Source organism: Mesorhizobium sp. P2_C5_2, from assembly GCF_056404535.1.
This window is the reverse complement of the sequence record NZ_JBFUDV010000003.1, coordinates 314660-328713: the sequence shown is the minus strand read 5'-3', so window position 1 is coordinate 328713 and position 14054 is coordinate 314660. Positions and strand designations below refer to the sequence as shown.

General features: G+C 64.7%; 8 protein-coding genes. 1 reads left to right on the top strand and 7 read right to left on the bottom strand.

Translation table 11 applies throughout. The features are described from left to right. Positions 1–26 precede the first annotated feature (26 nt). The 5 genes from AC1D1B_RS12900 to AC1D1B_RS12880 all read right to left on the bottom strand — a co-directional run bounded on the left by AC1D1B_RS12900 (position 27) and on the right by AC1D1B_RS12880 (position 9399). Positions 27–1127, bottom strand: a complete 1101-nt coding sequence (locus AC1D1B_RS12900) for a DNA topoisomerase IB (protein WP_477332660.1) — start codon at positions 1125–1127, stop codon at positions 27–29. Between the two features lie 98 nt (positions 1128–1225). Continuing rightward, the gene (locus AC1D1B_RS12895) at positions 1226–2110 is read right to left on the bottom strand and encodes a transglutaminase family protein (RefSeq protein WP_477332658.1); all 885 of its coding nucleotides are present in this window, start codon (positions 2108–2110) and stop codon (positions 1226–1228) included. A 65-nt stretch (positions 2111–2175) separates the two neighbouring features. After that, the gene (locus AC1D1B_RS12890) at positions 2176–4587 is read right to left on the bottom strand and encodes a circularly permuted type 2 ATP-grasp protein (RefSeq protein ID WP_477332656.1); all 2412 of its coding nucleotides are present in this window, start codon (positions 4585–4587) and stop codon (positions 2176–2178) included. A gap of 6 nt (positions 4588–4593) precedes the next feature. Beyond that, positions 4594–7953 carry a transglutaminase family protein gene (locus AC1D1B_RS12885; RefSeq protein WP_477332654.1) on the bottom strand — a complete coding sequence of 1120 codons (3360 nt, stop codon included), beginning with the start codon at positions 7951–7953 and terminating at the stop codon, positions 4594–4596. 249 nt (positions 7954–8202) lie between these two features. Beyond that, positions 8203–9399 (bottom strand): acyl-CoA dehydrogenase, encoded by a 1197-nt coding sequence (locus tag AC1D1B_RS12880; RefSeq protein WP_477332652.1) that lies wholly within the window; start codon positions 9397–9399, stop codon positions 8203–8205. 108 nt (positions 9400–9507) lie between these two features. Between AC1D1B_RS12880 and AC1D1B_RS12875 the strand changes: the two genes are divergently transcribed. Then, on the top strand, positions 9508–10419 hold the full coding sequence (locus tag AC1D1B_RS12875) for a LysR family transcriptional regulator (RefSeq protein ID WP_477332650.1): 912 nt from the start codon (positions 9508–9510) through the stop codon (positions 10417–10419). Here AC1D1B_RS12875 and AC1D1B_RS12870 read toward each other — a convergent pair whose 3' ends face one another. Beyond that, positions 10420–12741: a Tex family protein gene (locus AC1D1B_RS12870; protein ID WP_477332648.1), complete on the bottom strand. Its 2322-nt coding sequence runs from the start codon at positions 12739–12741 to the stop codon at positions 10420–10422. 114 nt (positions 12742–12855) lie between these two features. Beyond that, the gene (locus AC1D1B_RS12865; protein WP_477332646.1) at positions 12856–14037 is read right to left on the bottom strand and encodes a serine hydrolase domain-containing protein; all 1182 of its coding nucleotides are present in this window, start codon (positions 14035–14037) and stop codon (positions 12856–12858) included. Positions 14038–14054: the final 17 nt, after the last annotated feature.

The following is a 14054-nucleotide window of genomic DNA, read 5'->3' as shown; positions in this document are numbered from 1 at the left end:
GTCGACAAAAAAGTTAGGGCAATTTTTCAAGCTTCGCTGGCCTTCAGCCACCGCAGCACCAGCGCCTCTTCGTCGTCGAGACCGTCTGTCGATCGCTTGCGCTTGTTGGCCTCGGTCATTTCGCTGAGAAGCCGTCCTTGCGACCAGGCTTCGAACATCTGCGGATGGATATAGCATTTGCGGCAGACGGCGCGCGTATTGCCCAACCGCTCGGCCACCTTGTCGATGACGGTGTTCATCACCCGCTTCACCTCGGCCTTGCTGTCGGGAAGCTCCGTCTGCGCAAACAGCGACGCAGCGTGGATGGTGCCGCCCCAGGTGCGGAAATGCTTGGAGCTGAAGTCTTCTCCGACAGCGTCGCGTATATAGCGATTGACGTCGTCGGAACGCACCGGATGCCTCGCCCCGTCCTCGTCCAGGTATTGGAACAGCTTTTGCCCCGGTATATCCTGCGCGCCGCGCACGATCCGGGCGATGCGGCGGTCGACCAGCTTCAACTTCCATTCCTTGCCGGATTTGCCCTTGAAGGCAAAGCGCAGGCTCGATCCCTTGATGTCGACGTGGCGGTCGCGCAGCGTCGTCAGCCCGAAACTCTTGTTGTCGCGGGCATAGGCAGCGTTGCCGACACGGATCATCGTGTTGTCGAGCAGCCAGACGATTGCCGCCACGACGCGCTCCGCCGGCAGGCCGTGGCGGCGCAAATCGGCATCGATGCGGCGGCGCAATTCCGGCAGGCTTTCGGCAAAAGCGACAAGGCTCGAATATTTGGCGCCGTCGCGCTCGGCGGCCCACAGCGGATGGTAGCGGTACTGCTTGCGCCCGCGCTGGTCGCGGCCGGTCGCCTGGATATGGCCGGAGGGATCGGGTGAGATCCACACATCCGTCCAGGCTGGCGGAATGGCCAGCGCCTTGATGCGAGCGATGGCCGAAGCGCTGACGGCCTGCCCCTTCGAACTCTTGTACGAAAATCCCTCGCCCGCCTTCACGCGGCGGATACCCGGCTCGCTATCGCTGACATAGGTGAGTGAAGCCTGATCGGCAGAGGCCTGCGCGCCGTTCTTCGGCGAACCATTGCCTCCCTGCCCGGCAGCCGATCGGCCGGATGGCGCCCCGGATCTGTCCAGCATGCCCCCTCCACGAGATTTTGCTCAGAGATAAGCACCGGAATGGCCGCTGGTTCCGTCACGCCATCAGAATCGCGTCAGGCCCACAGGCTTCGAGGCCGTCACGCCTTCTCGAGCGCGACCGGAATGACATCGACCGCCTGGTCGCCGACCTGTCCGCCAGTGGTTTTCAGCACGCCGACGATCGGCGCCACGTCGGAATAGTCGCGGCCGTAGCCGACGGTGATATGGTCGTTGCTGGCCCGCATGCCGTTGGTCGGGTCGAATTCCTGCCAGCCGGCATCGCGCCCGCACCAAACCTTGACCCAGGCATGCATGGCGTCGGCCCCTTCGAGCCGCGGCTTGCCCTTCGGCGGAATGGTGCGCAGGAAGCCGCTGACATAGCCGGCGGGAATGCCCAACCCGCGCAAGCCGGCGATCATGATGTGCGAGAAATCCTGGCAGACACCGCGCTTCAGGCGGAAGGCGTCGCTTGCCCTGGTATGCACGGTGGTCGCCTTGCCGTCATAGGTGAAATCGCGATGGATGCGGTTGCAAAAATCCATCACCGTGCCGGTGGTCGAACCGGCAAGACTCTGCCGCGCATAGGCGGTGATCGCGGCATCGATGCCGACATGATCGCTGGCAGCGAGAAAGTGATGCGGTGCGTCGGGCGCCAGCGATCGCACCGCGCCGAGTTCTTCCCTCAGTTGCTGCAAGTCGGGCGACACGTCGAGCCCAGGCTCCGGACGCGACACCGATACGCGCGCACTCATCCTGATGTCGAGCCCGTCATGGACATCGCGAAAGGCGATCGCGGTGACATTGTTGCCGAAGAAATCGGAAAAATCAGTGCGCTCCGACGGGGTCGGCACAAACGAAAGCGAGGCGGCGACCACGCGCTGCACGCCCGCAATGGTCGGCGGCAACACACGCACCTGATGTCGGCTGCCACCGGCCGCGGCGTCATAGTCGTAGCTGAGATGAAGCCTGATGTCGTACAGCATGCCTACTTTTCTTGTTTGGCGCAGGCTCTTTTCGCAAAACCGCGCGACACTTTTGCGGAGCCTGCTTAGCCGAAATAGGCTTTGGCGAGGCTGTTGTAGAGGTTGCCGATCTCCGTGGCGAGATCGTCCAGCACCTCCGCCGACATCTCCGATGGCTCCATGACGGCAATAGCCGTGTTGAGCTGCAGGATTTCCTTGGCCGCCACCGACATATGCCCCTCCGGACCAACCGACGGCAACAAGCCGATCTCCGCCTTCAGCCGCTCAAGCTGAAACAGGATCGAGCGCGGGTTGAGCGGGTCGAGCGCCAGGAGGTCGATCACCGTTCGGCGCCCGGCCCGCACTGGATACTGCCGGCGGTGGGTCATGACGCTGTCGCCGATCTCCAGCATCATGTCGAGCGAGCCGTCCGGCGCGCCGGACCGGGTGAGGCAGGCAAGCGTGCGGGCAATCTGGATGCCGCGCTCGATGCGCCGGCCGATTTCGAGGAAACGCCAGCCGGTGAAGCGGTACATGTTCTCATGCAGCAGACCGGAAAAGCCGGCGAGTTTGCGCAGCATGACCGTCATCGCCCGCGTCGCATCGTCGCCCGGCGCCACCGTCGTGGCGAATTGGTGGATTGTCTTCGACAGGTCCTTCAGCGCCAGCCAGCCGTCGGGCGAAAACCGGTCTCTGATCTGCCCGGCGCTATAGACGGCGCTGTCCAGCGTACCGATCAATGCGGGCGGAATGGCCGATTCGAGGTCGATGCCGAATGGTTCGAGATAGTCCCTAACATCGGCGAGCAGCGGCATATCCGGATCGGACGTTTCGGCCAGCCGCACATGATAGGCGCGCAAGATGCGCACCGTGTCTTCCGAGCGCTCGATATAACGGCCGAGCCAGGTCAGGTTTTCCGCCGCGCGGCTGGGCAGGCTCCCCGGCATGGTGCGGGCAAAGCTGTCATGCTCCTGCGGCAGCAGCGTCTCGCGCTCCACCGGCTTGTCGCTGACCACCCAGACGTCCGCGGCCTGGCCGCCGCGCTGCATGGCGATCGCCGTCGGGTCGAGCGACAGGCCGACGCGGGCGAAACCACCCGGCATCACCGTCCAGCCCTCCGGCGTGCGCGCCAGATAGACGCGCAGGCTCGCCGGCCGTGGCTCCAGCCAGCCGCCGACATAGACCGGCGTCGTCGACAGCGTCACCGCTTCCTGGCCAACGAAACCGCCGCCGTCGCTCTCGATGCGCGCAATCAGAGCAGCACGTTCTTCCGGCGTCAGTGCCGAACCGAGCCTGGTCTGGTCGTCGTCTTCGAAGGCAAGTCGCGTCGATAGCGCCGGGCCAACCACCATGCGGTCGAGATTGGCAAGCACATGCCGGCGTTCGCTGTCCTGCCCGCACCACCAGGTGGCGACACTTGGCAACAGAAGCTCCTCGCCGCGCAATTCGCGCGAGATCTTCGGCAGGAAGGCGAGCAGCGCCCGCGTTTCCATCAGGCCCGAACCCAGCGCATTGACCGATGAAACGGCACCGCGGCGGATAGCCTCGACCAATCCCGGCGTGCCGATCTGCGAGTCTGGTCTGAGTTCCAGCGGATCGGCGAAAGCGGCGTCGAGCCGCCGCCACAGCACGCTGATCGGCATCAGCCCGGAAACGGTGCGCACCATCAGCTTGCCGCCGGAGACGGTCAGGTCCTCGCCTTCGAGAAGCATGATGCCGAGATAGCGGGCGATATAGGCATGCTCGTAATAGGTCTCGTTGAGCGGCCCCGGCGTTAGGATGGCGACGCGGCCGTCATTCTCCTTGGCCATGCCGATCAGCGCGTCGCGGAAGCGGCGGAAGAAACCGGCGAGACGATGCACATGCATTTCGCCATAGATGTCGGACAGCGCGCGCGTGGTGGCGACGCGGTTTTCCAGCGCAAAGCCGGCGCCCGACGGTGCCTGCGTGCGGTCGCCCAGCACCCACCAGCTTCCATCCGGTCCACGGCCGAGCTCGAAGGCGCAGAAATGCAGGAAATGACCGCTGGCCGGCACGGTGCCGGCGACGGGCCGCAGATATTCAGTGCTCGCTGCAATCAGTCCCGCCGGCAGGATGCCCTTCTCGATCAGCCGGTTCGGCCCGTAAATGTCGGCGACTATCTCCTCGAACAGATCGGCGCGTTGCACGAGGCCGGCGCTGATCTCGGCCCATTCCTTGTCCTCGATCAGCAACGGGATATGTGCCAGCGGCCATTCGCGCTCATTGGCGCCGGCCTTGTCGTAGACGCGGTAGTAGACGCCGGCATCGCGCAGATACTGGTCGGCACGGGCAAAGCGCTGGCCGAGCTTTTCCGGGCCGAGCTCTTCCAGCGCTTCGATGAAGGGCGCCCAGGCCGGACGCGGATGGCCCGAAGCATCGACCATCTCGTCGACGACGCCGTCAATCGGCTGGTAGTGCTCCAGCAGACTGTGCCTCAGCGGCTTGCCGCGTATCTTTTTCTGATTCCCCTTTGCCATCGCTGATCAGAGTCTTGGTGGCCGCCTGAGGTCAAGGGTCATCGGGAAGTCTTCAGAGGCTTCTTCGTTGCGCAGCACATAGGCCGACGGCGTGTGGCCGCGCGGCTCGAAGCGGGCAAGTCGCCGCGCCTCGGCTTCATTGCCGTTGACCGGGAAGGTGTCGTAGCTGCGCCCGCCGGGATGCGCGACATGGTAGACGCAGCCGCCCACCGCCCGGCCCGACCAGCGATCGTAGATGTCGAAGACAAGCGGCGTGTTGACCGGCAGCGCCGGATGCAGGCCCGACGCCGGCTGCCAGGCCTTGAAGCGCACGCCCGCCACCGCGATCTCGCGGTTGTCGGTCACCTTCATCGGCACGACGCGGCCGTTGCAGACAATGGCATGGCGTTCCGGATTGAGGCCTTCGGTCCTGACCTGCAGCCGTTCGACCGAGGAATCGACGAAGCGCACCGTGCCGCCGATAGCGCCCTGCTCGCCCATGACGTGCCACGGCTCAAGCGCCTGTCGCAGTTCCAGCTTGATGCCGGCATGCTGGACCTCGCCGCAGAAGGGAAAGCGGAATTCAAGCTGCGCGTCGAACCATTCGGGGCGGAACTCGAAGCCATTGAGCTTGAGGTCGTCGAGCACGTCGAGGAAATCCGCCCAGACATAATGCGGCAGCATGAAACGGTCATGCAGCGAGGTGCCCCAGCGCACGAAGCGGCCGTCGAGCGGGTTCTTCCACGCGCGGGCGATGATGGCGCGGACCAGAAGCTGCTGCGCCAGCGACATGCGCGCATTGGGCGGCATCTCGAAGCCGCGGAATTCGACCAGGCCAAGCCGCCCGGTCGGCCCATCCGGCGAAAACAATTTGTCGATGCAGATTTCGGAGCGATGCGTATTGCCGGTGACGTCGGTCAACAGATTTCGAAACAGCCGGTCGACCAGCCACGGCAAGGGTGCATTGCCATGATCGGGGTGTGGCACCTGCGCCATGGCGATTTCGAGTTCGTAGAGCGAGTCATGCCGCGCCTCGTCGAAGCGCGGCGCCTGGCTGGTCGGGCCGATGAACAGGCCGGAGAACAGATAGGACAGGGAGGGACGTCGCTGCCATTGCAGCACCAGGCTCTTCAGCAGATCGGGCCGGCGCAGGAACGGACTGTCATTGGGCGTGGCGCCGCCGACGACGACATGGTTGCCGCCGCCAGTACCGGTGTGGCGGCCATCGATCATGAACTTGTCGGCGCCAAGCCGTGTCTGCCGCGCCTCCTCATAGATCGCCGTCGTCGTCGCCACGCAATCCTGCCAGTTGGCGGCCGGGTGGATGTTGACCTCGATGACACCGGGATCGGGCGCCACGCGGATGACGTTGAGACGCGGATCGTGCGGCGGGCCATAGCCTTCGATATGCACGGGAAGGCCGATCGCCTTGGCCGCGTTTTCGGCGGCTGCGACCAGTTCCAGGTAATCTTCCAGCGCCTCGACCGGCGGCATGAATACGCAGAGCCGCCCGTCGCGCGGCTCGACCGAAAGTGCTGTGCGCACCGCGCCGCCGATCTCGGTGATCTCCTGCTCGACCCGGTCCTGCTGACCGGTCGTCGCGGTGAAAGAAATCGCCTGCTGGCGCCGCGCCATTTCGTCGGCGCCTTCCAGTTCAGCTGGAGCCGGTTCTGGCAGTATGGCTTCACGCGCCGGCAGCGCACCGCGCGGCAGCGACGGATCGACCGGCACGATGTAGGGGAACTGCGCCGGCGGCACGTAAGGCAGCGTGCCCAGCGGCAGGCGGTAGCCGACCGGTGAATCGCCCGGCACCAGGAACAGCCGGCCGCGCCGCGTCTTCCACTTCTCCGAACGCCAGCGCGGATCCGAAGCCTGGCTGTTCCAGCGCTGCACCGGCAGCACGTAGCCCGACGGCTTGGTCAGCCCGCGCTCGAAAACTTTCGTCATGCGGCTGCGCTCTTCCGGGTCCTCCAGCTTGGAGTTGGACGGGTCGACATTATCCGGCAGCTTGCCTTCCTTGAGCAGCCATTCGGCCGGGTCTTCATAGGCTTCGCTGACCATCGCCTTGTCGATACCGAGTTCGCCGGCAATCGCCGTCAGCAGGCTCTCGGCCTGCTGCGGTCCGACCTTCGCATCGCTCTTTTCGCGTGCGATCAGCGACGGGTCGCTCCACACCGGCTGGCCATCGGTGCGCCAGTACAGCGAGAAGGTCCAGCGCGGCAGGCTTTCGCCGGGGTACCATTTGCCCTGGCCATAGTGGAGGAAGCCGCCCGGCGCGAAGCGCTCGCGCAATTTGCGGATCAGCGCATCGGCCTTTTCCCGCTTGGTCGGGCCGACGGCGGCGGTGTTCCACTCCGCCGACTCGAAATCGTCGATGGAGACAAAGGTCGGCTCACCGCCCATGGTCAGCCTGACATCACCCGCCTGAAGTGCGGCATCGACCTTGTTGCCCAACGCATCCAGCGCCTGCCAGCTTTCATCGGAGAACGGCTTGGTGATGCGTGGATGCTCGGCGATGCGGTCGACCCGCATGTCGAAGCCGAACTCGACATTGGCGAAGCTCGCCATGCCGGAAATCGGCGCGGCGTTGCGGAAATGCGGCGTTGCCGCCAGCGGCACATGGCTTTCACCGGTCAACAGGCCCGAGGTCGGGTCGAAGCCGATCCAGCCGGCGCCCGGAAGATAGACCTCGCACCAGGCATGCAGGTCGGTGAAGTCGACGGCGGTTCCGGCCGGGCCGTCGAGCGCCACCAGATCGGGCTTCAACTGGATCAAATAGCCGGAGACGAAGCGCGCGGCGATGCCGAGGTTCCTCAGGATCTGCACCAGCAGCCAGCTCGAATCCCGGCATGAGCCTTTTTTTGCGGCCAGCGTCTCCTCCGGCGAAAACACGCCGGTCTCCATGCGCACGATATAGGCGATCTCGCGCTGCAGCCGCGCATTCAGGTCGACGACGAAATTGACGGTGTTGGTGGCGCTACGGTCGATCGTTGCGAGGAAAGCCGACAGCAGCGGCCCCGCCGGCTCCGGCGTGCGGTAGATGGTGAGATCGTCCCTGATCTCTTCCGGGTACTCGAACGGGAAGGTCTCGGCCGACGGTTCGACGAAGAAATCGAAAGGATTATAGACCGTCATGTCGGCGACAAGGTCGACCTCGATCTTCAGCTCCGTCACCGGCTCCGGGAAGACGAAGCGGGCGAGGAAATTGCCGTAGGGGTCCTGCTGCAGATTAACGAAATGGTTTGCCGGCCCGATCTTGAGCGAATGGCTGAGCACCTTGGTGCGGGAATGCGGCGCCGGCTGCAGCCTGATGACCTGGGGCCCGAGAACCACGGGCCGGTCATATTTGTAATGGGTCAGGTGGTAGACGGCTGCCAGAATTGCCATGGGGCCCCGGAGATCGGCGTTTAACTCGCCGAACCCTGACACATCTGCTGGGTATTCTCCAAGCACAGATGTTGCGGTGCACCTAATTTAAGCAGCGTTGCCGGCTAAGCTGTGTCGAGATTCAGGTCAGGCCGAGTCGAAAATGGCTGATACCGAGAACCGGAGCGGAGCGTACTTTTAGGTACGTGAGCACCGGAAGCGCAGGTATCAGCCGTTTGCAGGCCGGCCTCACCTGAATATCGGCACAGCTTAGAAGAATGCCTGGATGCCCGTCAGGGCCCTGCCGAGGATCAGCGCGTGCACGTCGTGCGTGCCTTCATAGGTGTTGACCGTCTCCAGATTCTGCGCGTGGCGCATGACGTGATAGCCGATCTGGATGCCGTTGCCGCCATGCATGTCGCGGGCCTGGCGGGCGATGTCGAGCGCCTTGCCGCAATTGTTGCGCTTGACGATCGAGATCATCTCCGGCGCCATCTTGCCTTCGTCCATCAGCCGGCCGACGCGCAGCGATCCCTGCAAGCCCAAGGCGATCTCGGTCTGCATATCGGCGAGCTTCTTCTGGAACAGCTGCGTGCCGGCGAGCGGCTTGCCGAACTGCTTGCGGTCGAGGCCGTACTGCCGGGCCCGGTGCCAGCAATCCTCGGCGGCGCCCATCGCGCCCCAGGAAATGCCATAGCGGGCGCGGTTGAGACAGCCGAACGGGCCGCCGAGGCCCCTGGCGTTGGGCAGCAGCGCGTCTTCGCCGACCTCGACGCCTTCCATCACCACTTCGCCGGTGATCGACGCGCGCAGCGACAGCTTGCCGCCGATCTTCGGCGCCGACAGCCCCTTCATGCCCTTTTCCAGCACGAAACCGCGGATTTCGTCCTTGCCGTTCTCGCCTTTCAACTTCGCCCAGACGACGAACACATCGGCGATCGGCGCGTTGGATATCCACATTTTCGAGCCGGAAATCTTGTAGCCGTTCGCCGTCTTCTCGGCCCGCGTCTTCATGCCGCCGGGATCGGAGCCGGCATCCGGTTCGGTCAGGCCGAAGCAGCCGATCCATTCGCCCGACGCGAGCTTCGGCAGATACTTCTTGCGCTGCGCTTCCGAGCCATAGGCATGGATCGGATACATCACTAGCGACGACTGGACCGACATCATCGAGCGATAGCCTGAGTCGACGCGCTCGACTTCCCGCGCGACCAGCCCGTAGGTCACGTAATTGGCGCCAAGGCCGCCATATTCCTCGGGGATGGTGATGCCGAGCAGGCCGGCCTCGCCCATCTGGCGAAAGATGCCGGCATCGGTCTTTTCCTCGAGATAGGCTTCTTCGATGCGCGGCGCGAGTTTGTCGGCGGCGAAAGCGGCCGCGCCGTCGCGCACCATGCGCTCATCCTCGGAAAGCTGGTTCTCGATCAGGAAAGGGTCTTCCCAGACGAACGCGTTCTTGTCGGCGGCCATGGCTCGGTCTCTCCCAGCGAAAATTCTTGGATGCCGGGCTTATCCGCCTCCGCCTCGAAAAAATCAAACGAAATTGAATCACCTATCAATGAGGTTTAGTAATGGATCATGAACGTCCAGCGCCGCCTTTTGCCAAGCACCAGCGCCCTTGCCGCCTTCGAGGCGGTGGCCCGCCTCGGCTCTTTCACCGCCGCTGCCCAGGAACTTGATTTGACCCAAGGCGCCATCAGCCGCCAGATAGGGCTTCTGGAAGAGCAGTTCGGCCGCCGGCTGTTCGAACGCGACAGCCGCAATGTCAGGCTGTCGGCAGCGGGCGAAATCTATGCCGAAGCGGTGCGTGCGGCCCTCGGGCAATTGCGCGATGCGGCACTGGGATTGATGAGCAATCGGCATAGTGGCATGCTGAACCTTGCCATACTGCCGACCTTCGGCACGCGCTGGCTGATGCCGCTGATCCCGGATTTCGTCGAAAACAATCCCGACATCACCATCAATTTCGTCACCCGCATCGGTCGTTTCGATTTCGCCCGCGAGCGGCTCGACGCCGCCATCCACCACGGCCTGCCCGACTGGCCGGATGCCGAGTCCACATTGCTCATGCGTGAAACCGTCATGCCAGTGGTCTCGCCCGAATTCCTGGCCAGCCGCGAGATCGCCACGGCGGCCGACATCAGCCGCCTGCCGCTGCTGCACATGGCGACGCGCCCTGGCGGCTGGAGCGAATGGTTCGAGGAACAGGGCCTGAGCGCGCCGACCGGGCCCGGCATGCAGTTCGAACAATTCGGCACCGTCGCCCAGGCTTGCATGGCCGGCCTTGGCGTGGCGCTGCTGCCGCAGATCCTGATTGCGGGTGAGTTGCAGCGCGGCCAGCTCGTGCCCACACCTGGAAGCCCAATGCAGAGCCGCAGCGCTTACTACCTCGTCGTCCCGCACGACAAACGCGGCCACCCGCCCGTCGCCAGCTTTCGCGACTGGCTGCTGGGGCAGGTTGAGAAGGAGCCGGCTGTTCTGGCGTGGTAGCTACTTCCGCTTCAGCGCATCCGCCAGCGCCGCGCCGAACGCGCCTTGCTGCGCAGGCCGCTCCGGTTGGCGCTGTGGCGCCGGCGAGCGTGGCACCGGCCTGCCGCCGCCATTGTCGCGCGGGCCTTTCGATGCACCGCCCTCGCCGCCATCCTTTCGCATGGAAAGCGCGATGCGCTTGCGCTTGATGTCGACATCGACGACCCGCACCTTCACGACATCGCCAGCTTTCACGATCTCATGCGCGTCCTTGATGAAACGGTCGGCCAGCTGCGAGACGTGCACCAGTCCGTCCTGGTGGACGCCGATATCGACGAAGGCGCCGAAGGCGGCGACGTTGGTCACCGTACCTTCCAGCTGCATACCGGGCTTCAGATCCTTGATGTCGTCGACGCCGTCGGCGAAGGTCGCGGTCTTGAAGCCGGGGCGCGGATCGCGGCCGGGCTTTTCCAGCTCGGCAATGATGTCGCGCACCGTCGGTAGGCCGAAACGTTCGTCGACGAAGACGCGGGGGTCGAGCGCCTTGAGGGCGGTGCTATCGCCCATCAGCGCGCGCACATCGCGCCCGCAAGCGGCGACGATCTTCTTGGCCACGCCATAGGCTTCCGGATGCACCGACGAGGCGTCGAGCGGCTCACTGCCATTGGCAATGCGCAGGAAGCCGGCGGATTGTTCGAACGCGCGTGGTCCAAGGCGGGAGACCTTGAGCAGGTCCTTGCGGCTGGCGAACGGCCCGGTCGCATCGCGATGTGCGACGATGGCATCGGCCAGCGACGCGCCGAGACCCGATACGCGCGCCAGCAGCGGCGCCGAAGCGGTGTTGAGATCGACGCCGACGGCGTTGACCGCGTCCTCGACCACCGCCTCCAGCGAGCGGCCGAGCCGGTACTGATCGACATCGTGCTGGTACTGGCCGACGCCGATCGATTTCGGCTCGATTTTGACCAGTTCGGCGAGCGGATCCTGCAGGCGCCTGGCGATCGACACCGCACCGCGCAGCGACACGTCGAGGCCGGGGAATTCCGCTGCCGCGGTCGCCGAAGCCGAATAGACCGAAGCGCCGGCTTCGCTGACGATCACCTTGAGCGGCTTCGGCCCGCCATCCGAAGGCAGGTCCGACAGCATGTCGGCGACCAGCTTCTCGGTCTCTCGGCTGCCGGTGCCGTTGCCGATCGAAATCAGCTCGACCTTATGCAGGCGGATGAGCTTGGCCAGTTCGGCCTGTGTGCCGCGCACATCGTTTTTCGGCGGAAACGGATAGACTGTCGTCGTTGTCAGCACCTTGCCGGTACCGTCGACCACCGCGACCTTGACGCCGGTGCGGATGCCGGGATCGAGCCCCATCGTGGCGCGCGATCCGGCAGGGGCCGCCAGCAGCAAATCCTTGAGATTGCGGGCAAAGACGTGGATTGCCTCTTCCTCCGCCCGCTCACGCAGGTCGCGCATCAGATCGAGCGTCAGATGCAGCGACAGTTTTATCCGCCAGGTCCAGCCGGCAACGTCCATCAGCCAGCGATCGCCCGGCAGGCTGGCGCCGATGGCATAGGCATTGGCGATCATCCGCTCGACCGGCTTCACCGGCGAGGCATCGTCGGCATCGACCTCGATGTCGAGCGACAGCACCTCTTCGTTGCGGCCGCGCAGCATGGCCAGCGCACGGTGGCTGGGCACATTCGCCCAGCGCTCGACATGGTCGAAATAGTCGGAGAATTTGGCACCCGCCTCCTGCTTGCCGTCGACCACACGGGCGCGCATGAAGGCGCGTTCCTTCATGTAGCTGCGCAGCTTGCCGACCAGATCGGCATTTTCCGCAAACTGCTCCGACAGGATGTCGCGCGCGCCCTCCAAAGCGGCCTTGGCGTCCGCCACTTCCTCAGTCACATAGGCCAGCGCGGCCTCGGCAGGCACCAGCGAGCGGTTGGCAAGGATCGCCTCTGCCAGCGGACCAAGCCCGCGCTCCCGGGCGATCTCGGCCTTGGTGCGGCGCTTCGGCTTGTAGGGCAGATAGATGTCTTCCAGCTCCGCCTTGGTGACGGCGGCGACGATCTTGGCTTCAAGCTCCTCGGTCAGTTTGCCCTGTTCGCGGATCGAGCCAAGGATGGTGTCGCGGCGCGCATCGAGCTCGCGCAGATAGGCCAGCCGCTCGGCAAGGTCGCGCAATTGCGTGTCGTCGAGCCCGCCGGTGACCTCCTTGCGGTAGCGCGCCACGAACGGCACCGTGGCGCCCTCATCGAGCAGGCCGATAGCCGCGGCCGCCTGTTCGGGCCGCGCGCCGATCTCGGCCGCGATGATGGCTGCGATGCGCTTGATGTCGGATGCCATGGCGTTCCTGCTCTCTTCAAAAAGAGCGGCGACCATAGGCGCAGACATCCGCCACGCCAACCACGCCCTTCTTAACGGTCGAAGAGGTCCACAGGAAAGCGCCCTGCTTCGTCGTCAGACCATACGGCTCAGCGCTTCAAAGAAGGCAACGATCTCGCATTCGAGCGCATGGTCCTCAGGCACCGGCTGCGACCCCATTTTTGCAATCACAACTTCCGTCTTCGGGTCAACGTAAAGCCATTGGCCATGGATGCCGATGCCGCAATAGGCGCCGTTTTCGTGGCCCGTCTGGTACCATTTGTTGCGGTAACGGCCCTTCGGGAACAACGACGCCATGGTGCCGCGCTGCCAGGCCTCCGCGCTGCCGCCTGCAACGGTCGTGTCGCGCACCCAGGCTTCCGGCACGATGCGGCGGCCATTGGCCGTGCCGCCCTGCCGCATCATCTCGCCGATACGTGCGAGATCGCGCGGCGTCACCGAAATGCCGCCGGCGGTGCGGGCCGTGCCTTCCATGTCGACGCCGATCGAGGCTTCACTAGCAGCACCGAGCGGCAGCCACAGTTTTTCACGAATCAGGTCCGGAATGCGCTGACCGGAAGCGCGCTCCAGGAGAAGGCCGAGCAGATCGGAATTGGGCGAGCGGTAGCGGAAGGTCTCGCCATGCGGTTCGGCCAGCCGCTGCAAGGTCAGGATGAATTCGCGCAGGCTTTCCGTGCCGCCACCCGGATTCCACAGCGTGGCGCTGCGGTAGCGGGCAAAGGCGCTTTCAGGATCGAGATAGGCCTCCTCGAAATCGAGGCTGACGCTCATGTCGAGCACATGCCGGCAGCTCGCATCGGCATAGGCCGAGCCGGCGGCTTCCGGGATGTACTGCGTCACAGGCGCTTCCGGATCGAACACGCCCTCGCCTTCCAATATGCCGGCGATGATGGCGGTGACCGATTTGCTGATCGAAAAGATGATGTGACGAGCGCCGAAATCCATATTGGGCGCGAACCAGTCGCCGATGACCTTGCCGCCTTTCATCACCGTCAGCGCGTCGCTGCTAGAACGTGTGAGGAATTCTGCCACCGTCTCCGGCGCGCTGGCAACGGAGACTTTCTCGCCGAGCAGCCCGCCGAGATCCCGCGCCGGCGCCTCGACGCTTCCCGGCGTCGCTGCCACAGGGGCGGTCGGCACCAGTTCGCCAAGGTTCTGGAACGACCACCGGTTGAACGGGTTTTCGCGCCAGTTGGAGAGCAGCACCTCGTTGCGGCGAAAGCCGTAGCGGGTCTCGAACGCGGTCTTGCCGGTCATGAACGTTTCCTCAAGGG

What these genes read in the sequence shown, in the direction of transcription:
- AC1D1B_RS12900 (WP_477332660.1), bottom strand. Translation starts at nt 1,127, where the DNA reads ATGCTGGACAGATCCGGGGCGCCATCCGGCCGATCGGCTGCCGGGCAG.
- AC1D1B_RS12895 (WP_477332658.1), bottom strand. Translation starts at nt 2,110, where the DNA reads ATGCTGTACGACATCAGGCTTCATCTCAGCTACGACTATGACGCCGCG.
- AC1D1B_RS12890 (WP_477332656.1), bottom strand. Translation starts at nt 4,587, where the DNA reads ATGGCAAAGGGGAATCAGAAAAAGATACGCGGCAAGCCGCTGAGGCAC.
- AC1D1B_RS12885 (WP_477332654.1), bottom strand. Translation starts at nt 7,953, where the DNA reads ATGGCAATTCTGGCAGCCGTCTACCACCTGACCCATTACAAATATGAC.
- AC1D1B_RS12880 (WP_477332652.1), bottom strand. Translation starts at nt 9,399, where the DNA reads ATGGCCGCCGACAAGAACGCGTTCGTCTGGGAAGACCCTTTCCTGATC.
- AC1D1B_RS12875 (WP_477332650.1), top strand. Translation starts at nt 9,508, where the DNA reads ATGAACGTCCAGCGCCGCCTTTTGCCAAGCACCAGCGCCCTTGCCGCC.
- AC1D1B_RS12870 (WP_477332648.1), bottom strand. Translation starts at nt 12,741, where the DNA reads ATGGCATCCGACATCAAGCGCATCGCAGCCATCATCGCGGCCGAGATC.
- AC1D1B_RS12865 (WP_477332646.1), bottom strand. Translation starts at nt 14,037, where the DNA reads ATGACCGGCAAGACCGCGTTCGAGACCCGCTACGGCTTTCGCCGCAAC.